At 63.0% G+C, this 21,738-nt stretch carries 15 protein-coding genes; 8 read left to right on the forward strand and 7 right to left on the reverse strand.

The annotated features are described in order from the left end of the window. Positions 1 to 31: 31 nt before the first annotated feature. Together VLU25_20690 and VLU25_20695 are read right to left on the reverse strand one after the other, a co-directional pair. Positions 32 to 649 (reverse strand): methyltransferase domain-containing protein, encoded by a 618-nt coding sequence (locus VLU25_20690; protein ID HSR70360.1) that lies wholly within the window; start codon positions 647 to 649, stop codon positions 32 to 34. 75 nt (positions 650 to 724) lie between these two features. Next, positions 725 to 1,405 carry an SOS response-associated peptidase gene (locus VLU25_20695; protein HSR70361.1) on the reverse strand — a complete coding sequence of 227 codons (681 nt, stop codon included), beginning with the start codon at positions 1,403 to 1,405 and terminating at the stop codon, positions 725 to 727. Between the two features lie 288 nt (positions 1,406 to 1,693). On the opposite strand from VLU25_20695, the gene VLU25_20700 reads away from it, so the two are divergent. Together VLU25_20700 and VLU25_20705 are read left to right on the forward strand one after the other, a co-directional pair. After that, positions 1,694 to 2,689, forward strand: a complete 996-nt coding sequence (locus VLU25_20700) for a tetratricopeptide repeat protein (protein ID HSR70362.1) — start codon at positions 1,694 to 1,696, stop codon at positions 2,687 to 2,689. A gap of 78 nt (positions 2,690 to 2,767) precedes the next feature. Beyond that, a complete protein-coding gene (locus tag VLU25_20705; protein ID HSR70363.1) occupies positions 2,768 to 5,047 on the forward strand; it encodes a UvrD-helicase domain-containing protein in 2,280 nt (759 codons plus the stop codon). A 4-nt stretch (positions 5,048 to 5,051) separates the two neighbouring features. Here VLU25_20705 and VLU25_20710 read toward each other — a convergent pair whose 3' ends face one another. Continuing rightward, positions 5,052 to 5,867 (reverse strand): tetratricopeptide repeat protein, encoded by an 816-nt coding sequence (locus VLU25_20710; protein ID HSR70364.1) that lies wholly within the window; start codon positions 5,865 to 5,867, stop codon positions 5,052 to 5,054. A gap of 241 nt (positions 5,868 to 6,108) precedes the next feature. Here VLU25_20710 and VLU25_20715 point away from each other — a divergent pair, with 241 nt between their 5' ends. Next, complete coding sequence (locus tag VLU25_20715; GenBank protein HSR70365.1) at positions 6,109 to 6,642, forward strand: hypothetical protein; 534 nt, start codon at positions 6,109 to 6,111, stop codon at positions 6,640 to 6,642. A gap of 87 nt (positions 6,643 to 6,729) precedes the next feature. Here VLU25_20715 and VLU25_20720 read toward each other — a convergent pair whose 3' ends face one another. After that, positions 6,730 to 10,053: an amidohydrolase family protein gene (locus VLU25_20720; GenBank protein HSR70366.1), complete on the reverse strand. Its 3,324-nt coding sequence runs from the start codon at positions 10,051 to 10,053 to the stop codon at positions 6,730 to 6,732. A gap of 85 nt (positions 10,054 to 10,138) precedes the next feature. Further along, entirely contained in the window at positions 10,139 to 10,855 is a 717-nt protein-coding gene (locus VLU25_20725) for a 4'-phosphopantetheinyl transferase superfamily protein (protein ID HSR70367.1), read from the reverse strand. 122 nt (positions 10,856 to 10,977) lie between these two features. Between VLU25_20725 and VLU25_20730 the strand changes: the two genes are divergently transcribed. From VLU25_20730 to VLU25_20740, 3 genes are all read left to right on the forward strand, one after another. Next, positions 10,978 to 11,328 carry a helix-turn-helix transcriptional regulator gene (locus VLU25_20730; GenBank protein HSR70368.1) on the forward strand — a complete coding sequence of 117 codons (351 nt, stop codon included), beginning with the start codon at positions 10,978 to 10,980 and terminating at the stop codon, positions 11,326 to 11,328. Then, the gene (locus tag VLU25_20735; protein HSR70369.1) at positions 11,328 to 14,051 is read left to right on the forward strand and encodes an ADOP family duplicated permease; all 2,724 of its coding nucleotides are present in this window, start codon (positions 11,328 to 11,330) and stop codon (positions 14,049 to 14,051) included. The genes VLU25_20730 and VLU25_20735 overlap by 1 nt, the downstream gene beginning before the upstream one ends. Positions 14,052 to 14,158: 107 nt before the next feature. Further along, entirely contained in the window at positions 14,159 to 16,669 is a 2,511-nt protein-coding gene (locus tag VLU25_20740; protein HSR70370.1) for an ABC transporter permease, read from the forward strand. 21 nt (positions 16,670 to 16,690) lie between these two features. Here VLU25_20740 and VLU25_20745 read toward each other — a convergent pair whose 3' ends face one another. Continuing rightward, complete coding sequence (locus tag VLU25_20745; GenBank protein ID HSR70371.1) at positions 16,691 to 17,248, reverse strand: hypothetical protein; 558 nt, start codon at positions 17,246 to 17,248, stop codon at positions 16,691 to 16,693. 202 nt (positions 17,249 to 17,450) lie between these two features. Here VLU25_20745 and VLU25_20750 point away from each other — a divergent pair, with 202 nt between their 5' ends. Next, positions 17,451 to 18,290: a helix-turn-helix domain-containing protein gene (locus tag VLU25_20750; GenBank protein HSR70372.1), complete on the forward strand. Its 840-nt coding sequence runs from the start codon at positions 17,451 to 17,453 to the stop codon at positions 18,288 to 18,290. Between the two features lie 84 nt (positions 18,291 to 18,374). Beyond that, positions 18,375 to 18,878 (forward strand): DUF6265 family protein, encoded by a 504-nt coding sequence (locus VLU25_20755; GenBank protein HSR70373.1) that lies wholly within the window; start codon positions 18,375 to 18,377, stop codon positions 18,876 to 18,878. Positions 18,879 to 18,897: 19 nt separating this feature from the next. Here the strand turns inward: VLU25_20755 and uvrA are convergent, their stop codons facing one another. After that, positions 18,898 to 21,735, reverse strand: coding sequence for an excinuclease ABC subunit UvrA (uvrA, locus tag VLU25_20760; protein HSR70374.1), 2,838 nt, complete (start codon positions 21,733 to 21,735; stop codon positions 18,898 to 18,900). Between the last annotated feature and the right edge of the window lie 3 nt (positions 21,736 to 21,738).

Below are 21,738 nucleotides of genomic sequence, written 5' to 3' on the forward strand. Positions count from 1 at the left end.
GCGAGGCTGCTCACTACTGGCCCTAGCCGTTTCACTTGCGGTTGACGCAGCGGACAGCCTTCCAGTGGCCCAGGAAGTCGATGTTGACGATGCGGTCGATTTCCAGTTCGGCTTCCTGGAAAAGAGGCTGCAGGCGCAGGTCGGTCCGGAAGCCGACCTTGTAGAAGAGGGGAGCCAGCACCGTCTCGATGGTGTCGATGACCGGCACCTCGTGGGTGAAATGATTCATGACCAGGATGATGCCTCCCGGACGGCAGACCCGCTTCATTTCCTTGAGCACCTCGACCGGCTCGGGCACCACCGAGACAAAATAAGCGGCCAGCACCCGGTCGAAGCTGTTGTCGGGGAGGTCCATGCGGGCGGCGTCCATGCGCCGCAGGTCGACGTGCCCCCAGTTCTCCTTATCGATCCGCTTTTGGGCCTCCCGCAGCATTCCCTGCGAGAGGTCTATGCCCGTGATCTCGATGTCGCGCGGCAACTCGCTCAAAGTCAGTCCCGTGCCCACCCCGACTTCGAGCAGCTTGGCTCCCTCGTAGAAATTAAGCAGGGAAGGCGCCTTTTCTCGTCCGCCGCTGAGGAGCCGGTTGAACAAGAAATTGTACACGCGCGCGTAGACGTTGTAGACGCGTTCAACAGATTCGACGGTCAAGTACATCCTCCCATCGGAGTATTGTAGACTGCATGGCGGCTGCCAGGCAAAGCCGCATCCCAGGGCAGCCGGTCCTCACAGCCGGGGCGGGTTGTCCACCTCCACCTCTTCCATCACCTCGGGTCCGTCGTTGTGAGGCGAGTTGACCTTGCGCGACACGGCCACCGCCTCCATTTCTTGGGCGGGGTAGGGTTTCAGCAATTCCTCCAGTTGGCTCTGGCGGGCCGAGGGATCGAGCCAGAGTCCGTGGCCCTCGCGGGGCAAGATAACGGGCATGCGGTCGTGCACCAGCGCGCTCAGCGGATTGGGGCGGGTGGTGAGAATGGTGCAGGAAAGCACCAGATGTCCGTCGGGAGCCTTCCAACGCTCCCATAGGCCCGCCAAGGCCATCAAGGAGCGGTCCTTTCGTCTGAAGAGAAAGGGCTGCTTGCCGTCGGCTTCAGCGCGCCACTCGTAGTAACCGTCCGCCGGCAGCAGGCAGCGCCGGCGTTGGAAGGCGTTGCGGAAAGCTGTTTTCGACGCTACAGTTTCGCAGCGGGCGTTGATCATCTTGAAGCCGATTTTCTCGTCCTTGGCCCAGTAGGGGATCAGTCCCCAGCGGTAGAGGTCGAGTTGGCGGGTGTTCTGGTCGGCCCAGGTGACGGCTGGAACCATCTGGCTGGGCGCGATATTGAAGCGTGGAGGCAGGCGTACTTCGTCGACTTCGAAGACCTGGGGAATTTGCTCGGTCTGGGTCAGCGTATAGCGTCCGCACATAGGCCGATTCTAGCCCATCAGGTTCCGGCGACGTGCTTTCCCGAGCCTCTGCGGGGAAATCACAAAGTCTTGCAGATCGCTTGAAAAGCACGCGCAGTCTGCCTTTGAGCGGTAAATGGGATTGAAGAAGCCGAATTTTTGTGGTAACTTCCCGAACACTCAGGCATCTATGAACCCAAGCGAGCCGTCAGGCGCTACGGCAAAGGCGCTCGGCTCAGGTTCCGCAGAGAGAAGAGCTGGATTCGTCCAGTCAGCCATGGAGGTCTTTTGAGAACAATGAATTTGAAGATGTTGAAGTTGGCAATTCTCTTGAGTGGCGTGGCCGTTTTGGCCGTGCTCCCGCTATGGGCCCAGGAGGGGCAGGATCCGGAACAGTACCGCATCGAGTACACAGCCTACCAGGACGCGACTTCCAAAGAAGGCGATGAGAAGATCGACGCGCTGGTCAAGTTCTACAAGGACTTCCCCGAATCGAGTTTGCTGCCCTACGTCAAGGGGGAGTTCCTTCGGATCCTGCAGGCTGCCTACGACAACAAGGACGCGGACAAGGTGGCGTCGCTGACCGAGAAATTTCAAACGGTCGAACCTGACGAGATCGGTCCCGTCTACCTGACCGCCGACCTGTATTTCAAGCAAGGCCAGTATGCCCAGGCCATATCCTGGGCCGAGAAAGTGCATAGCCAGACCGACAATGCCGAGTTTAAGAAGCAGGCCCGCTACATCATCGTCTTCTCGGCTCTGAACACCGGCAATGCCGCCAAGATCCGGCAGCACGGTCCCGATGTCATCGAGGATTATGGCCCCGAGGCGACTTACGCGGTTTCCACCGAGTTGATGCGTCAGGCTGTTGCCTCGGGCAACGTGTCGGAGGCCGCCAAATGGGCCAGCAAGGCGCTGGAAGGCTATGCGGCTGTGGAATCCTCGGCCAATGCCGAGACCAGGCAGTACATCTCTGAGCACCGATTGACGGCCGCCATTGTGCTGGGCGAGAACGCCTTCTCGCGGCAGCAGTGGAACCGGGCCATCCGGGAATTCCAGAATGTGCTGAGCATGACCAACGACAAGGAGAAGGTCGCTCAGGCCTATTACAAGATCGGCATGAGCCACTGGAAGGCCGGCCAGGTCGAGCCTGACGCCATGAAGGCCTTCGCGCGAGGCCACAAGCTGGGAACGGGACAATTTGCCCGGCAGTGCTTCAAGCACCTGGAGGAGCTTTACAAGATCCGCCACAACGGCTCCACGGCCGGCATGGACGAGTTCATTCAAGAGGCGGTCGCCGAATAAAAGCTGACACGCTGATGCCTGATTTGAACCGCCGGTCCTCCTCCGCGGGGGGCCGGCGTTTTTTTGTATCCTAACTTCATGGCCACTTCCGCCCAATCCTTGCTGGAACACCTCAACCAAGCTCAGCGGGAGGCGGTGACTCACGAAGAGGGCCCTCTGCTCATCCTGGCCGGAGCCGGCAGCGGCAAGACGCGCACCATCACCTACCGCATCGCCCATCTCATCGCCACCCAGGCCTGCCGCCCCCAGCAGATCCTGGCGGTCACCTTCACCAACAAGGCGGCCGAGGAAATGCGTTCCCGGGTCTTGTCGCTCTTGCCGCCCTTGGACGCGCTTCCTTTGCTCTGCACCTTCCACTCCTTCGGGGTGCGGGTGCTGCGCCGCTACGCCGAGCGGGTCGGCTTCGGAAACGACTTCAACATCTGCGACACCGATGACCAGCAGCGCCTGCTCAAGGGCATCTACAAGGAACTGGGACTTTCAGACGACCGCTCCAAAGGAATCCGCGTCCAGGAGGCCCGCGCGGTCATCTCTCACGCCAAGAACAAAGGCTGGGGGCCCGACCAGTTGGCCCAGGACAGGCATCGGGCCGATTCCGAGGTCCTGGGCCGGATCTATCGGCGCTACCAGCAGGTGTTGCGCCAGTCCAACGCCGTCGACTTCGACGACCTCATCTTGCTCACGGTCCATCTTCTGCAGGAGAACGACGACCTGTGCAGCCGCTACGGCGAATGGTATCGCTACCTGCTCATCGACGAGTACCAGGACACCAACCTTCCCCAGTACGAACTGATCCGCTCCCTCACCAGCACCCACGACAACCTCTGCGCGGTGGGCGATGAAGACCAGTCGATTTACGGGTTCCGGGGCGCCGAGATCGACAACATCCTGCGCTTTGAGAAGGACTTCCCCGGCACGCGGCTGATCAAGCTGGAGCAGAACTACCGTTCCACCCAGATCATCCTCGATGCGGCCGGCGCGGTGGTTTCCAACAACCAGAAGCGCAAGGGCAAGAAACTGTGGACGGAACTCAGCAGCGGACCCAAGATCGACCTCTACGTGGCCGCCAGCGCCTCAGACGAGTCCCGCTGGGTGGCCGGGAAGATCGAGGAGCATCAGCGGGCGGGCGTGCAGCGCATCGCCGTCCTCTACCGCACCAACTTCCTGTCCCGCCAGTTCGAGGAATCGCTGCGCCAGCGCCGCATCCCCTACCGCCTCATCGGAGGCCTCAGCTTTTATTCCCGCAAGGAGATCAAGGACGCCCTGGCCTACCTGCGCCTGGCCCGCAATCCCGATGACAACGTCTCCCTGCTGCGCGTCATCAACGAGCCCTCCAGAGGCGTTGGAAACAAGACCCTGGAGCGGTTGCAGGAGTTGGCCGGCGAGCATGACGGCAGTCTTTGGACGGCCTTGCAGGAAGGGCTGCGGGAGCAGCGTTTCGACGGGCGCGCTCACCGCTGCTTGGCCGCCTTCAGAGACATCATCGAAACCTCGGCCCGGGCTCTGGAAAAACCGCTGCCACTGGCCTTGGAACGCATCCTGGCGGCCAGCGGCTACGTCGAGACGCTGGAGTCGGAGGCCACTCCCGAAGCCGAAAGCCGCCTGGAGAACTTGAAGGAACTGGTCAACGTAGCCCGCGAACTGGAGGCCGGCGACGTCAGCTTGCAGGAGTTTCTGGACGAAGCCGCCCTGCGGGCCGACACCGACGAATACGACGCCAGCGCGCCGGTTACCTTGATGACCCTGCACAATGCCAAGGGATTGGAATTCGAAACCGTTTTCCTGGTGGGATGCGAGGAGGGACTCTTTCCCCACCGGCGCTCGGTCGTCGAGAACGATGTGGAGGAAGAACGCCGGCTCTGTTATGTGGGCATGACGCGGGCTGAGCGCAAGCTGCATCTCAGCTATTCGCGACGCAGGCGTTTTTATGGAAGCGACTCTAACGAGTTCAACCGACCCTCCCGCTTCCTCCACGAGATTCCTCCAGACTTGGTGGAAGGCTACAGCTCTCCCTTGCTGGGCGACTCGGCTTCATACGCCTCCGGCTCGCCGGCCGAGTCTCCAGGGTCAAGCGGGCGCCTCTTCGCCCGGCCCTACCCGGCCCAGTCCGGCAAACCCAAGAAGGCCTTCGAGGGCCTGACCCTGAACAGCGCCGAGGAAGTCCAGAGCTATCTGGAGAGCCGCAAGAAGCGGGGTCAGTCTCTGCGCCGGGGCGCGCTGGTCGAACATCCCAAGTGGGGACGCGGGCAGGTCTTGGCGGTCGAGCCCAGCAAGGACGACGACCTCAAGGTGACGGTGCGCTTCGCCCAGGGCATCAAGAAGCTCATGCAAAGCTACGCCAAGCTCAAGGTGGTGTAGCGTCTCACGACCCGTCCAGGTAAAAGTAGGCCTGGTCCTCGGAATCCATCCAGATGGGAGCCCAGGGATCGCTCCCCCAGGGGTTTTCCTGGCAGCGATGCAGGTACTCGCGCAGAATTCGGCTGGTCACTTGGGCATCTTCTGCCGCCGAAGCCAGAAGCAGTCCGGCGTAAACGGCGGCCGGATGGGCTTGGGGATGCATGCGCGCCAGGGCTGACCTGAAGTGAAGACCAGCCTGCTGGGGATGGCCTGTTGCCAGGTAGCTTTGAGCCAGCAGCAGATAGACTCTCGAGGTGTCAGGACCGAGGCGCTGAGCTTGTTGCAGATGAGCGCGCGCCAACTGGGGCTGGGAGTTATCGATCAGGGCCTGGCTGAGAGCCATCAGGATCATGCGGTCAGCGGGACGCTCGGCGGCCAGACTCTCCAGCAGGGTGATGGCTGAAGGGGCGTCGCCCATTTCCCGCAGGTATTGGGCCAGGATGAAATGGCGTTCGGGGGTGGATGAAGCAGCGGCCAGCCAGTAGGCCCTCTCCAACTCCTGCTGAGCTTGTACCGGGGTGGGCGCCGTCAAGGCCGCCAGGTAATGGGCCAGAGGATCAGAAGGCGCTTCCTTCAGGGCCGACTGGGCCATGGGCGCCAACAGGGCCTTGGGTTGAGAGATCTCCACGCCGTGCAAGACCAGTTCGGCCATCTCGTGGGTATGGGCCGAGTGCTCGGAATAGGCGAAGACGGCCTCGTCAGCCGACGCCGCCCCCGCCCGAAGGGGAGCCGTCAGGAGCATCAGGATCAGAATAGGAAGAGTCCGCGTAATCGCTTTCATAATTCCGCCCGTACATTGCGACCTCCCAGATCCCTCGTTTCTACCTCAGACGAGTGATCATCGCCCGTCGTTCCGAATATACGTCGGATATCTCATGAATATTCGATGAATCGACTCACTTCCTTACGGCATGTCTCACCAAAAAGATTGGCCGATCTTTTTTGGCCTGGTGTCGATTGGCGGGCGGTTCGTTCGTCTGGGGGATGAAAGAAACGAAAGCTCACTCTTGAGGAGGAACGTGATGAAAAAATGGAATCTTAGTCTTCTATGCCTGGTGACGGCCCTGGCGGCGCAGGCTTGGCCGGCGCTGGCCGGAGACGCCGGCCAACCCTCTGAGGCCGTCGTCAAGGCCTTTGAGAAGATCAAGTCGCTGGAAGGAAAGTGGACGGGCCGCAACGGTCAGGGAGAGCCGGTCGAGATGACCTTCGAAATCACCGGCAACGGCTCTGCCGTGATCGGTTACTACAAGGTCGATGGCCAGGCCCATCAGCATGACATGGCCACCGTCTATCATCTCGACGGCGCGCGCCTGGCGCTGACTCATTACTGCGCCGTCGCCAATCAGCCGCGCATGATCTCGACCAAGGGGCTGGAGGGAGACAAGCTCAGCTTCGAATTCCTCGACGTCGGCAACGCCGATGCTTCAAAGGACGGTCACATGCACCGGGCCGAATACGAGTTCCTCTCCCCCGACCGCTTCACGACGGATTGGACCTGGTTCCAGGAGGGAGAAGCGCGTTTCACCGCCACCGTGGACGTCCAACGCGTCCGCTAAAGCTAATGGACGCGGACAGCGGCCGGCGGAAGGGGAAGGGAGGGAAAGGACGGCCTGCCCGCCAGGGGCGGCCCTCCTTTCCCGTTTCTACTCGTCCTCGGAGGGATCGGCCGTCCACCACCAGAAGGGGGCGATCTCTTCTTCTTGAGGATGGACTTTGCGCATCGTATCTCCCTCGTACATCTCGCCGTTTTTCATCACCCAGCGGATGCTGTTGGTGTTGCGGATGTCCTCCAGCGGGTTGCGGTCGAGGATCACCAGGTCGGCAAGCTTGCCTTCGGCGATGCTGCCCAAGTCGGGCCGAAGGCCGATGATCTCGGCTCCGTCGATGGTGGCGGCCCGCAGCACTTCGCGCGGGGTCATGCCTCCTATGGCCAGCGACCACATCTCCCAGTGATAACCCAGTCCCTGCAATTGTCCATGGCCGCCCACGCCCACCAGCCCGCCGGCTCTTTGAATCTGAGCGGCTCCAGCGGCGTGACGCGGAAAGGCGTGCTCGTCCTGGCGGAACCAGGGGCGCCGCTTGGTTAGCCGGTCGATCTCGTTGTGAGGCACGAAGCGGTTGAGCTTGGCGTCGTCGTGCACCTCGGTGGTGGTGTAGAAGTAGTTTTCCGCCCAGGGACCTCCGTACAGCACCAACAGGGTGGGAGTGTAGGCGCAGCGGGTTTGGGCGAAGAGTTCCACCACGTCTTTGAAGAGGGGCACGATGGGCAGCGAATGCTCGTTGCCCCCGAAGCCGTCGATGGCGTGGGTAAGGTCGAGCTTGAGGTCGAGGGCCCCCTCGGTGGTGACCGTCAATCCCAGTTCGTGGGCGGCCTTGACCACCCACTGGCGCTGCTGGCGGTTGCCCACAACGTAGCTCTTCAGGTTGTGGTTCTTGTAGTAGTGCTTGTAGCGCTCGAGCACGTGCAGTGCCGACTCGTAGTCCTGGAAGTTGGTGTTGGAAAAGACGCCGGGACCCGTCGAGTGGGCGCGCGGCCCGGTCATGAGTCCGGCCTGCACCATGTCGAGGTAAGCCAGGTAGTCGTTGGTCGAAGTCTGTACGTCCAGCCCCGTGGTGACGCCGTAGGCCAGATTGGCCAGGAAGCTCCAGTTGTGCAGTTCCAGCACGCCTTCGGTGCGCATCTCGTAGTGGGCGTGGGTGTCGATGAACCCGGGCACCACGTACTTGCCCTGCAAATCGAAGACGCGGGCACCGGCGGGAGCGCTCAGGTCTTCGCCCACGGCTTTGATGCGGTTGTCCTCCACCAGGATGTCGGCATCTTCCAGAACCTCTTCGTCGTCCATGGTGATGACGGTGGCCCCCGTCAGCAAAACGGTTCCCTCAGGCTTGTAGCGGGGCAGTTCGATGACGACCTGGTAAGACTCGACGTCTTCTCCTTCTTCCTTGGCCTCGAACTCCTCTTCCTCGTCTTTCTTAGCCGCCTCTTCCGGTTGCTCGGCTTCCTCCTGAGTCTCTTCCGAATCCCCGTCCTCGTCCTCTTTCTTCTTGGGGCTGAAGTCGATGCTCTCGAAAGGACGGCGGAAGAAGGTCGATCCCATCGACCAGGTGACGGTTCGGCCCTGATCGGCCCAGGCGTAGGAGTCGGCTCCCACGTCGGTCAGGCGTTGGGCCGGTACGGTTCCCGAGTCGACGTTGACGGTGGGAGTGGAGCCGGTGGGGGGAGGCACCGCGGTGACGTAGAGCTGATGGTTGAGGCGGGCCAGGGCCCAGCGCCCGTCGGGGGAGATGCGTACGTCCTGGGCCGAGGGCGGACGTCGGGAGCGGGGGGTGGAGCGTCCCACGACCTTGAGGTGGGTGCGCCGGTCGGTGCCGTCGTAGCGCATCGAGAGCAGGCCGTCGCGCGAGTAGAAGTAGATGCGGTCGTCCTCGGGCCCGAAGTGAGGCGTACCCAGTCCGCGGGCGGGGACGATGAGCTGGACGTCGCCGCCTTCGGCGGGCAGCCAGACAAGGTCGAGGGGGATGCGCAGTCCGCCGAATTCGCTGGGCGTTTGAGTGCGCATCCAGGCATTGCCGCGGCGGGCCACGATGCGGGTGCCGTCGGGCGAAAAGACCGGGTCGGTGTAAAAGGCCGGAATGCGGGTCAAGCGCTGAGGCGCGCCTCCCGCCGCCGGACGCTTCCAGATATGGCCGGTGCCGTCGGCGTTCCAGCTCACGTAGGCGATCCACTGCCCGTCGGGGGAGAAGGTCGGCTTGAACTCGTGGGAGCCGTCCTGGCTGAGGCGTCGGGGCGCGCCTTCCTCCAGGTCCATCTCGTAGAGGCTGGCCATGGCCGAAAAGACGATGCGCTGGCCGCCCGGCGCCGGTACGGGATCGAAGATGAGCCGCGAGCGCACCGGCCCCTCCTCGACGTTGCGTTGAAAGTTGAGGAGCGGGCCGATGTCGAGGGAGACGTCGGCGCTGAAAGGAATCTCGCGGGACTGGCCGCTGGCAACCTCCACGCGGTGGATCTTGCCGCCGTAAGTGACCAGCAGCGCCCCTCCGTCGGGCGTGAAAGCGTAGGAGGGAAAAAGGTCGCGGGTGCCCCGCGATTCCATGTCGTCGCGCTGCACCGGGTACTTGAGCCAGCGGTCCTGCCCCGTGTCGAGGTTGCGGATGCGCAGTCCCGTTTCGGCTTCATAACGTGTGCCGTAGACAAGGTGGTTACCGTCGGGTGAAATGAGGGGACGGAAGGCCCCGCCTTGGGTTTGCGTGACCTGGTCGGTTTCCCCGCTGATCATGTCGCGGCGGTGGATTTCCCAGTCGAACGACATCTGGTTGTAAACGCTGCCGCCGCCCCTCTGGGCGAAATAGAGGAAGCGCCCGTCGGGAGAGAGGGCGGCGCCCATCTTGCGGTCGCCCCCGCCGCGTCCGCCGCCGCCGTCCTCATCGTCTTCCTCGCCGCCGGTGACCTTGAGTCCTGAGCCTCCGTTGACGTGGTACATGTAGATGTCGACGCCGCGGTCGCTCTTGGTGGCCAGCACATACTGGCTGTCGGGCATCCAGGCGGGAGAAATGATGGGATTGGACTTCTCTTTAGAGAGTTGGCGCGGATCGCTGCCGTCGGCCTTGGCCACCCATAAGTTTTCGGCCCCGCCGCGGTCTGAAATGAAGGCAATCCACTGGCCGTCGGGCGAGTAGCGCGGTTGGCTGTCGAATCCCATGCCCTCGGTCAGGCGGGTGGCCTGGCCCCCTTCCATGGGCAGGGTGTAGAGGTCGCCCAGCAGTTCGAAGACGATGGTCTCGCCGTCGGGCGAGACGTCCAGCGACATCCAGGTCACCTCGTCGGTGGTGAACTCCACCTTGCGTACAGGCTCTAGCGGCAGATCCTTCTTCTTGTCCTTCTCATCCCCCTCCGGCTGCGCCCGGAGCGCGCCGCAAAAGAGAACAACCAGGAGCAGCCAGACGCTGCGTCGATCAAAGCTTTTCATGACTCATACCCTCCTTGGGGCCATCAGACTACGCTTTGGCGGGAGGAAAGGCAATACCCAGGCTTGTGGCGGCCGGCCTGGGTCGTTACAGCCTGTCCAGCAGTTGGGCGGGTTTGCAGGGTGGATGCAGGACCACTTCCCGGGCCGGCGCCCGGTAGGCCAATGCCGCGGCGTATCCGGGCGCGGGCGCCAGGTTGTGGAGCGTCCAGCGGCGAGCTGCCCGCTCGTCGTCGCCCAGTTGCACCATGCGGGCTTTTTCCCCGGGACGCAGGGTCACCTGAAAGCTGTCCAGGGGCAGGGCCAGTCCCTCGCCTACCGCCTTCAGGTAGGCTTCCTTGCGCGTCCAGCAGAGGAAGAAGGCTTGCTGCTGTTCTTCCGCCGGCAATTGATCGAGTTGCCGCCACTCGCGGGCGCAAAAGTAGCTTCTGGCGATTGCGCGGTAGTCCGGCAAGGGGCGCAGCTCTTCCACGTCGACACCGATTTCCAGGCCGTCGGCGAAGGCGTACAAGGCCAGTCCGCCGGAATGTGATGCGTTGAATTGGAGGTCGTGCCGAGAAGCCAGGCTGGGCTTCCCCCGCGCTCCGTAACGCAAGCGCACCCTGCCCGGGGCCATGCCTGTGTAAGCCGCCAAGAGAAGGCGAAGAGCGCCTTGAGAGAGGGTGTAGGAATCTCTCAAGCGCTGAAAATAGAAGCTCGCCTTGCGAACCTTCTCCTGCGGGTCGAGGTAAGCGTGTAGGGATTCCAGAGTGGACCGAGAGGCCTGCAACCATACCGGCCACACTTCGATGCGTCCGCTTTTCATTTTATTCTTTCAAAAACCAGATATTGTACCGTGCCCGTCCGCCCCGAGTGGGATGCGGCCCGTCCGTCTCCGCCGCGATTCTATCTTGACATGTATATACTCATCCGTATATTCTCTTCCGCATGGCAAAGAAGGAGGCCACACTCAAACCCCACTGGTTTCAGATTCTGCTGGCTTTGGGCCAACGCGATCTTCACGGCCTGGGCATCATGCAGGATGTCTTGGAGCGTACCGAGGGCACCATGCATTTGTGGCCGGGGATGCTCTACGGAGCGCTCAAGGATCTGTGCGCGCGTGGATGGATCGAGGAGGTGGAGGCGCCGGAGGATGCCGAGACGGGCGGCGGCAAGCCGCGTTTTTACCGGCTCACGTCGCGTGGACGGGCTCAGGCCTCTGCTGAGGCCCGGCGCCTGCACCGCTACGTGGAGGCCGCTCGGGCCAGGGATTTGCTGGGTCAAGGGAAGGGGAACTGATGCCGTCTGAAAAGAAGCCGCACCGCCGAGCGGCGGCCTTGAGGCTGTTGCTGGGCTACTATCGCTGGTTGTTGCGTCTCTATCCTGCCGGCTTCCGTCGACGCTATGGCGCCGAGATGCAGGCTCAGTTCCGTCATCAGGCCCGGACTCGTCTGCAAGCGGGCGGGGCGGCGGCCTTCCTGGCGGTCTTTCTCCGCATCACCCTCGACTCCTTGCTGGAGGCGATGCGCCGCCGGGCGGGCCAGACGGCGCGATTGAAGGGCGAGGCGCCGTCCTGGTCCTGGCTGGGCGATGTGCGCTACTCCCTTCGCTCCTTGCGCCGCAATCCCCTGTGGACCCTTGCCATCCTCTTGCTGCTGGCTCTCGGGATCGGTGCCAACACCGCCATTTTCAGTACGGCCAGCTCAGTCCTGCTGGCTCCGCTGCCCTTGCCCGATTCGCAGCGGCTGCTCCTGGTCGAGAACCTCTTCAAGGGCGAAATCGGACCCCAAGTGGCCTTCCACGACTTCCGCGACATCAAAGCCGCCAGCCCGTCGCTGGCGCATGGCGCCATGGCCTTGTGGTACGCGGGCACCCTGCAACGGGAAGGGGGCGCCGAGCGTTTGAACGGCTTCAGGGTCACCCCCGACTTCTTTTCCACCATCGGCGCCGGGTTCGCCTTGGGCTCGGGCTTTAGCGAAAAGGAGGCGCTCGACGATCAGTCGGTTGTCATCAGCCACCGTCTCTGGAGGAGCCGCTTCGGCGCCAGCCAAGACATCCTGGGGAGCAGTCTAGTCATCGACGGCCAGAGCCGAACGGTGAAGGGGGTGCTGGCCAGGGGTGTCGATCTGCCTTATCCGCGCCCTGGCAATGATCTTTGGCTGCCTCTGAGCGACCGCCACAACCTGGCCCAAAGCCGGGCCATCTTCACCTTCTTCGCTTTTGTCCGCCTGCGTCCCCAGGCCACTTTGCAGGGCTTCGAGAAAGAGCTCGAGGCCATCGCTATGCGTCTGCAGGATGCTTATCCCGAAACCAACGCCGGACGCTCCTATGCTGCACGGCCTCTTCTGGATGCTGTTGTGGGCGACATCCGCTCGCCCTTGTGGATGCTTTTCGTTTCGGTAACCGCCTTGCTGCTGCTGGTGTGCGCGAACGTGGCCAACCTGCTGCTGGCCCGCTTCGGCGCGCGCCGTCACGAGCTGTCGGTGCGGGCGGCGCTGGGGGCCGGACGTATTCGCCTGATGGCCCAGCTCCTGTGGGAGAGTCTGCTGCTCTCGCTGGCCGGGGCCCTGGCGGGGCTCCTGCTTGCCCGGGGAGTGCTGGTCTTGCTGCCCCAACTGGCGCCCCCCGGCGTGCCTCGCCTGGAAGAGGTCAGTCTGAGTCCGACCATGTTGCTCTACGCGCTGGGGCTGGCTTTGCTGACGACTCTCGCTTTCGGGCTGGTCCCGGCTTGGAAGGCAGGCCGGGCCCGCGGGCGGGCAGCGCTCTCTCCCAGAGTCTCGCGGGGCGCCGGGGGCTCATCAAGCCCGCTGCGCAGCGGGCTGGTAGTGGTGGAATTGGCTTTAGCCTTGAGCTTGACCGTGGGCGCCGGACTGCTGATTTCGAGCTTTGCCCAGGTGCTCGCACAGCCTCCCGGTTTCCGCCTCGACTCGACCTTGACGTGGCGTGTCTCCCTGCCTCCCGGACGCTATCCGGACATGGCCTCGGTGCTGACTTACCAGCAGCGCCTGTCCCAAGAGGTGGAGGCGCTGCCGGGAGCCCGCCGTCTGGCTTTTTCCACCAGTCTTCCGCTGAGCGGCCACGACACGGGATCTGCCCTGAGCATCCAAGGAGCTCCGGCCGTTCCCTTGGCCGAGTTGCCAAGCGTGCGCTGGCAGGCGGTCTCGCCGGGGGCCTTTCGCGCCTCCGGCATCCCGTTGCTGGAGGGGAGGACCTTCCAGCCCTCCGACTTGCCCTCGGTCGGGCCCCAAGCGTCCGCCGCCGAGGACGCGACGGGCTCGGCCCGGTCGTCCCCTCATCTGGTAGTGGTCAATCAAGCTTTGGCCCGCCGCCATTTTCCCCAGGGAGCGCTGGGCAGACGAATCGAGTTGGGCGTCCCCGGCGGCGACTGGCACGAGATTATCGGGGTGGTGGGCAACGTCCGCCACCGCACTCTGGAGCAGGCGCCCGAGCCGCGCGCTTACGACCTCTTCGGTCAGCACGGCAGCCTCAGCTTCTTCGCGATACTCCACACGGAAGGCGATCCCGCGGCTCTGATCGAGCCCGTGCGGGCTCAGGTGGCGGCCCTCGATCCTCAGGTCCCAGCCTACGAGCTGCTGACGATGCGGGAGCGGCTGGGCTCGAGTCTTGCCGTCCGCCGCTTTCTGCTCACGCTGCTGGCCGCTCTGGCGGTCTTGGCTCTGCTCCTCTCGGCCTTGGGCGTCTACGGGTTGCTGGCCTTCGCCGTGCAGGAACGCCGCGGCGAAATCGGAATCCGTCTGGCCCTGGGAGCTCGTCCCGGAGACGTCCGCCGCCTCATGCTGGGTCGAGGAGCCTACCTGGCCATTCTGGGAATCGCCATCGGACTTCCGGCTGCCTGGGCCGTTACCCGCCTTTTCTCGGCCCAACTCTTCGCGGTTTCTCCTGCCGATCCCTACACGCTGGCCATGTCGTCGCTGCTGCTGGTGCTGGTGGCGCTGACCGCTACCTACCTTCCCGCCCGCCGCGCCTCCTTGCTCCATCCGCAAGAGACTCTGAGAGAGTGACGGTTTACCTTGCCTCCTCCCTGCCCGTAATGAGGCCGCCAGCCGGAAAATAAAAATTTTCAACGGTTTGGCGACCGATTCCGTCTAAGGGACAAGAGGAGGAGCTGGTGACGAATTTCCTGCAAGACTTGCGCTTTGCCTTTCGGCTCTTGACGAAGAACCCCGGATTCTCGGCGGTGGCACTGCTGACGTTGGCGATCGGTATCGGCGCCAACTCGGCCATTTTCTCGCTCACTGATCAGATCCTTTTAAAACCCCTTCCCATCGAAAATCCCGACAGGCTGGTGGTGCTGCGTTCGCCCGGACCTAAGCGAGGCCTGGTGTGGAGCGATGGGGACTCCTCCGCCTCCTTCTCCTATCCTCTCTACCGCCGCCTGGCCGAACGCAGCCCGCACGTCGCCCAGTTGATGGGACGCTTTCAGATTCCACTCAGCGTGGCCTTTCAAGGTCAGGCGGAAAGGGCTGAAGGAGCGCTGGTGTCGGGAAACTTCTTCCAGGCTCTCGAGATCAATCCGGTCGCCGGCCGCCTTTTCGCACCCTCCGACGACGTCAATACCGGCGCCCATCCGCTGGCGGTCCTCAGCCACGGTTATTGGAAGCGCCGTTTCGACAGCAGTCAGGACATCATCAACCAGACCATATTGGTCAACGACCATTCCCTGACCGTCATCGGGGTGGCCGGGGAGGGCTTCCAGGGCGTTCAGGTGGGGCAGAGCATCGATCTGTGGATTCCCTTGGCCATGAAGCCTCAGATGACGCCCAACCAGGACTGGACCGAGGAATGGAATGCCTATTGGCTTGCCATCGTGGGCAAGCTGGAAGAGGGGATGCCGGCCGAGAAAGCGCAGGCGGCCCTGACCTCCATCTACCGTCCTCTGCTGGAGGAGCAGCTCAGTGTGATGAGTTCGCCCTACAGCGGCGAGGCCAAGGACCGTTTCTTGCAGAAGCCCCTTGAAGTGATTTCTGCTCCCAATGGACGCCCCATCATCCAGCGCAGCACCGAAACGCCCCTCTTGCTGCTCAACGGCATTGTCGCCCTGGTCCTCTTGATCGCCTGCGCCAACGTGGCCAACCTGCTGGTGGCCCGCGGAATCACCCGCCGCCGCGAAATCGCCCTGCGCCTGGCCCTGGGAGGGTCGAGGGGACGGCTGATGCGGCAGTTGCTGGTGGAAAGCCTGCTGCTGGCCCTGGGCGGCGCCGGATTGGGCCTTCTGTTGGCCTGGTGGACGTCGCAGAGCCTGATCTCGGCCTTGTCTGAAAACCTCGGATTGGAAGGCCTTAGCGGCAGCCTCAACTGGCGCCTGCTGGGCTTTACCGCCGCCGTGGCCATCTTCACGGGGCTGCTTTTCGGGCTCCTGCCGGCCCTCCGCTCGTCACGCACCGACTTGGCTTCATCTCTCAAGGAACAGGTGGGCAAGGGCAGTTCCAGCAAGTCCCACCTGCGCTTCCGCAAGGTCCTGGTCACCGCCCAGATCGCGCTGACGCTGGGGTTGCTGCTGACCGCGGGACTGCTGGCCCGCAGCTTCTACAACCTGAGGACGACCGACCTGGGACTGAACCCGGAGCAGGTGCTGCAGTTTTCAGTGGCGCCTGAACTGAACGGCTACGATCCGCCGCGGACCGCTGAGTTCGTGGACCGCACGCGCCGCTCCATCAGCGGATTGCCGGGAGTGGTGGCCGCCAGCGCCGCCGTGATTCCAGTGCTGGCTGACTCCACCTCGGCTTCCAACATCACCGTCGAGGACTACCAGCCGCAGGAAGAAGAGGACATGAACGTGGTCCAGAACTGGGTCACGCCCGACTTCTTCACCGTCATGGGCCTGCGGCTCCTCTCCGGACGTCCCATCGAGGAGCGCGACGGCGGAGAGAGCCCCAAGGTGGCGGTGATCAACGAGACCATGGCCCGGCGTTATTTCGAGGACGGGCAAGCCGTAGGCCGGCGTTTCGCCTTCGGTGCGGGGGACCGGATCGTCCCCGACATCGAAATCGTGGGCGTGGTCAACGACAGCAAGCACACCTCGGTCGACGAAGAAGAGCGTCCTCTTGTCTACCTGCCCGCCACCCAGTTCGAGCATCTGGGCAGCCTGACTTTTTACGTACGCACCGCCGGTGACCCCGCACAACTGGCCCCTGTGCTGCGAAACCAGGTGCGCGAGATCGATCCCAACCTGCCCATCTACCGCGTCAGAACTTTTGAAACGCAGATCGCCCAGTCCACCTCTACCCAGCAGATGCTGATGGTCCTCTCAGGCAGCTTCGGCGCGATTGCCGCGTTGCTGGCCGCCATCGGACTCTCGGGCGTGATGGCCTATAACGTGGCCCGGCGCACCCGTGAGATCGGCATCCGCATGGCCTTGGGAGCGCACCGGGGGGACGTGCTCTGGATGGTGCTGCGCGAAGTCGGCGTCCTCACCCTGATCGGCGTGGCTATCGGCCTGCCGGGAGCCTACGGTCTCTCTCTGCTGGCCGAATCGGTGATGTTTCAGGTCCAGCCCGGAGATCCGCTGCTCATGATTCTGGCGGTCCTTCTGATGGGGAGCGTGGCTCTGCTTTCGGGCTTCCTGCCGGCCCGCCGCGCCTCCCGCGTCAACCCCGTGGTTGCGCTGCGTACGGAATAGGTTCGGCAGGGCGAGCCCTACTCAAGGCCATAGCCAGCCGAAGGCGCCGGCGGTGACGAGTCCATAGAGCAGGCCGTCGAACATCGACTTGAAAGTGGATGTCCAGGATCGGCTCAGCCAGATGGCGTCCTGCGGCATTCCCAGGGCGTAGGCCATGAAGGCCGAGCAGCCGGCGATCTGAAAGACCGATAGGTACTCCGCTCCGGGGCCGAGGGCGCGTCCCGTCAGGTAAGCCACGAAAATTCCCACCACGATGCAGTAGATGAACCACTGAACCAGTTGTTTTCCCATCGACGGCGGTCCCGGCGGAACCACCGTCATGATGACCACCGGCCCCTTGCTGTATTTCTTCACGAAGGCCTCTGACTGCAGCTCTTTCATGTCCTTGGCGTGGGGCATCATGTAGTCCCCGGGCGGAATCTCGAGTTGGCCCAGCGCGCCCATGGCCTCGGCCTCCTTGGGTACGGGCTTGAAGTCCGTCTTGTGGTAGCCCAGCACCATGTGGACGATCGAACTCATCACGAATACCAGTATGGCTGCCAGCAGAATAGGCATCCAAAGCGACATCAACGGAACCATAGGTCACCTCCCCGATAAATGTGCGATGTGAACTAACGTGCCCTCTTTATGCCCCACCCGTTCTCCACCGTCAACCCCGCCTGCCGGCCAGCCGCTTTCCTATTCAGGCGAGAAACCGTGGGTTCGCGCGTTACGAGAGGGGAAAGGACAACGGGGGGTGAATGAAGCTCTCAAGATCGCGTTTGGCGTTAAACTGATGGCAATGGGAGGCTTTCAATACCGGGAAGCAGGGGCCCCAATAGGCTTGGAAGAGGCGGTGGAGTGCGTTTGGTTTTTGGCGGCGGAGAGGTCGGGGCAGATGCGGGGGCAGAGGGTGCTGCCTGATGGGTTCTTGGAGATCGTTTTTCATCTGGCCGATCCATGCCAGCGGTTCAGCGGCGGACGATATCAAGTTCAGCCCAGGGCGCTTTTGGTGGGGCCGATGACGCAGCACGCCACGATTCGTCCCATGGGGCGGGTAGACATGGTCGGCATCCGCCTCAAGCCCGCCGGAGCCGCGGCCCTGCTCGACGTACCGCTGGACAAGGTGCGCGACAGGACCCTTGCGGCAGAGGATCTGAAAGGTGCTTTCCCCGGAGCTCTCCTGGAAAGGCTCGGCAACGAGCCTGCTCAAGAGGGACGCCTCAAGCTGATGGAGCAAGCCCTCTTGCGTGCCTGCACTATGGAGAAGGTCGATACAAGGACAAGCGCGCTGTGCCACCAGATCAGGTTGCACGCAGGAGGCCTCTCGGTGGAACGGATGACCCAGCTCAGCGGCCTCTCGGCCCGTACTCTGGAGCGCCTGTTCAAGACCCAGGTCGGTTTGCCGCCCAAGCTCTTCTGCCGCATCCTGCGCCTGCAAGCGGTCATCCGCTCGGCCGCCTCTCACAGCCCCTCTTCGTTGCGCGATGCGGCCCTCGACGCCGGCTACTACGACCAGGCCCATTTCCTCAAGGATTTCAAGTCCTTCGCCGGCGTCCCGCCCGGCACCTTCTTCGGCCTGGAAGAGAACCGCCTCTCCCAAGCCTTGTGCCCGCCCATGGCCGCCCACAAGGGGCCATAAGAGCACTCTCTGTGTCGCCTTTTTACAATACGCAGCCCACCTGCTGAAGTAGACTGCGGGCTTGTCAGTTGAAAAGGAGGACCTGTGAAGAAGATCTTGACGCTGACGGTGTGGGCCGCGCTCTGGGTGGCGGCCGGGGGTTGGACGACTAGCGGAGAAGAGGAAGGCACATTTCAACTCGACGACTTGGCCTTTCTCTCCGGATGCTGGAAAGGCAGTTTCGGAAACGGAGGCGTGATGGAAGAGTTCTACACCTCGCCCTCCAAGAACCTGATGCTTGGCACCACCCGCTATCTGCGCGACGACGCGGCCGTGCAGTTCGAGTTCACCCGCATCATGAAAACAGCCGAAGGCATCCTGATGACTCCCTATCCCAACGGCAAGCCTTCCAGCGATTCCTTCCGCTTGACCTCCTTGAAAGAGCAAGAGGCCATCTTCGAAGCCCCCGAGCACGACTATCCCAAGCGCATCATCTACCGCGCCAACCCCGACGGTTCCCGCACGGCCCGCATCGACGGCGGACCCGAGGACAGCGGCGGACAGGAATGGCGCCTGCAGTCCTTTGAATGCATCGGCCCTCAAGAGTAGCGTTGGGGAGTTCGACCGATCAGGTCGCCGGCTGGGGAGAGAGGATCTTGCGCAGGAAGCGGGCGGTGTGGGAGTCTTCGGCTTGGGCCACGTCCTCGGGCGTACCCTGGGCCACGATGCGGCCTCCTTCGGCGCCCCCTTCCGGACCCAGGTCGATGATCCAGTCGGCGCTGCGGATCACGTCCAGGTTGTGCTCGATGACCAGCACGGTGGCGCCCTTGGTCAGCAGACGGTCGAAAGAGCGCAGCAGCTTGCTGATGTCGTCGAAGTGCAGTCCGGTGGTGGGTTCGTCGAAGATGAAGAGGGGATGCCTGGAGGTCTTGGCCGACAGGTAAGAGGCCAGCTTGAGTCGCTGGGCTTCGCCTCCCGAGAGGGTGGTGGCCGACTGCCCCAAGCGCAAGTAGCCCAGCCCCACCTCTTCCAGCACCCGCAGCTTGCGCACCAACGGAGCCAGTTGCTTGAAGAAGCGCAGGGCCTGAGACACCGTCATGTCGAGGACGTCGGCGATGTTCTTGCCCTTATAGGTGACGTCCAGCACCTTCTTTTGATAGCGCTTGCCGCGGCATTCCTCGCACAGCAGCTCAACGTCGGCCAGGAACTGCATCTCAACGGTAATGGTGCCCGAACCCTGGCAGGTCTCGCAGCGTCCGCCGGGGATGTTGAAGGAGAAATTGCCGGGCGTCAGTCCCCGCGAACGGGACTCGCGGGTGTTGGCGAAGAGCTTGCGGATGTCGTCGAAGGCCTTGGTGTAGGTGGCCGGGTTGGAACGCGGGGTGCGTCCGATGGGCGTCTGATCGACCAGCACGGCCTCGCTGATCAGGTCTTCGTTGTCGATGTCTTGGTAGGCCCCCACCGAACCCTTCCACTCGCCCTTGAGTTTCTTGAGGGCCGGATAGAGGACGTCTTGCACCAGGGTCGACTTGCCCGATCCGCTGACGCCCGTCACGCAGGTCATCACGCCCAGCGGAAGGCGCACCGTGATGTCCTTGAGATTGTGTTGGCGGGCTCCGAAGAGGGTCATCCAGCGGTCTTCGCAGGAACGCCTGAAGGTGGGCGTGGGGATCTGCTGGCGTCCCGCCAGGTAGTTGCCCGTGGGCGAGTCGCCGTTTTCCAGAAGCGACTCGAAATCGCCCTGATGGACCAGTTCCCCTCCATGCTCTCCCGCACCGGGACCGATGTCGATGACGTGATCGGCCTGTTCCATCATTTCGCGGTCGTGCTCGACCACCACGATGGTGTTGCCCAGATCGCGCAAGCGCTTGAGGATCTGGATGAGGCGGTTCTCGTCGCGGGGATGAAGGCCGATGGAGGGTTCGTCGAGGACGTAGAGCGTCCCTACCAATGAAGAGCTGAGCGAGGCCGAAAGCTGAATGCGCTGCATCTCTCCCCCGCTCAGGGTCGAGGTGAGCCGGTCCAGGGTCAGATAGTCGAGTCCGACCTGGACCAGGAACCCCAGCCGCTGACGGATCTCGCGCAGCAGCTTGTCGGCGACTTTCTGCTCGGCGTCGCTGATCTCCAACTCATTGAAAAAGCGGCTCGATTCAGAAATAGGCCAAGTGGTGACCTCGGTAATGCGGCGACCGCCCACCAGCACGTCGAGAGCCTCGGGACGCAGCCGCTCCCCCCCGCAGTCGGGACAGCTCGAATAGCCCCGGTAGCGGCTGATGAAGATGCGCACATGCATCTTGTACTTCTTGCGCTCCAGGTACTTGAAGAATCCCTTGACGCCGGCGAAGGCTCCGTCCCCCTCCCAAATGGCCTTGCGGATCTCGGGATCGAGATCGCGGTAGGGAACGTCGAAACGAACTCCCTTGCGCGTGGCCCAATCTTCAAAGCGCTTCTGGAAACGCTTGTAGCGGGGCTTGGTGAAGGGGTCGATGGGCTGCTCGTCGATGGTCTTGCGGGGATCGGGGATGACCAGATCCGGATCGATGGTCATGGTGTTGCCGAATCCCTGGCAAGTGGGACAGGCTCCGTAGGGATTGTTGAAGGAAAAAAGCCGCGGCTCAGGATCCAGATAGTCGATCTGGCAGTACTGGCATTCAAGCCGTTCGCTGAAGCGCAGCTTGCGGATGCCGTCGTCTTCCAGAACCCAGACTTCCAGCACCCCGTTGCCCTCGGTGAGGCAGGTTTCCACCGAATCGGTGATGCGGTCTTCCTGGTCAGGATGCACCGCGATGCGGTCGACCAGCACCGACAGCCCGGCCAGTTCCTCCAGCGACTGGGGACGATAGGAAGGCAACTGCAGGGTTGGGGGCCGGCCTTCCTCGCCTTCCCTTGTAAAGCGTTGGAAGCCCTGCTTCATACAGCTTTCCAGTTGCTGTGCGAGTTCGACCTCCTGTCCCTCCCGCCCCAGGTCGAGCAGACTGTCGCGGAAGGGGAAAGTGAGATAGAGGCGGGTGCCTTCAGGCAATTCCAGGATGCGGTTGACGGCGTCCTCGGCGCTGTCGCGCCGGACGTCGCGTCCGCATCGGCGGCAGCGGATGGAACCCATGCGGGCGTAGAGCAGCCGCAGGTAGTCGTAGATCTCGGTGACCGTTCCCACCGTTGAACGGGGATTGCGGGAGGAATTGCGCTGGCGTATGGCGATGGCCGGCCGCAATCCTTCGATCTCGCGCACCAGGGGCTTGTCGAGGCGCTCCAGGAATTGCCGGGCATAGGCCGACAGAGATTCCACGTAGCGCCGCTGGCCCTCGGCGTAAAGAGTGTCGAAAACCAGCGAAGACTTGCCCGATCCGCTCACCCCGGTGACCACGGTCAGGCTGCCCGAGGGGATCTCGACGTCGATGTCCTTGAGGTTGTTTTGGCGCGCCCCCCAGATCCGCAAGGGGGCCTCGGAGTCGTTTCGGCTACCCATCGT

The organism is Acidobacteriota bacterium (genome assembly GCA_035471785.1).
GTDB lineage: Bacteria > Acidobacteriota > UBA6911 > RPQK01 > DATIPO01 > JANQFM01.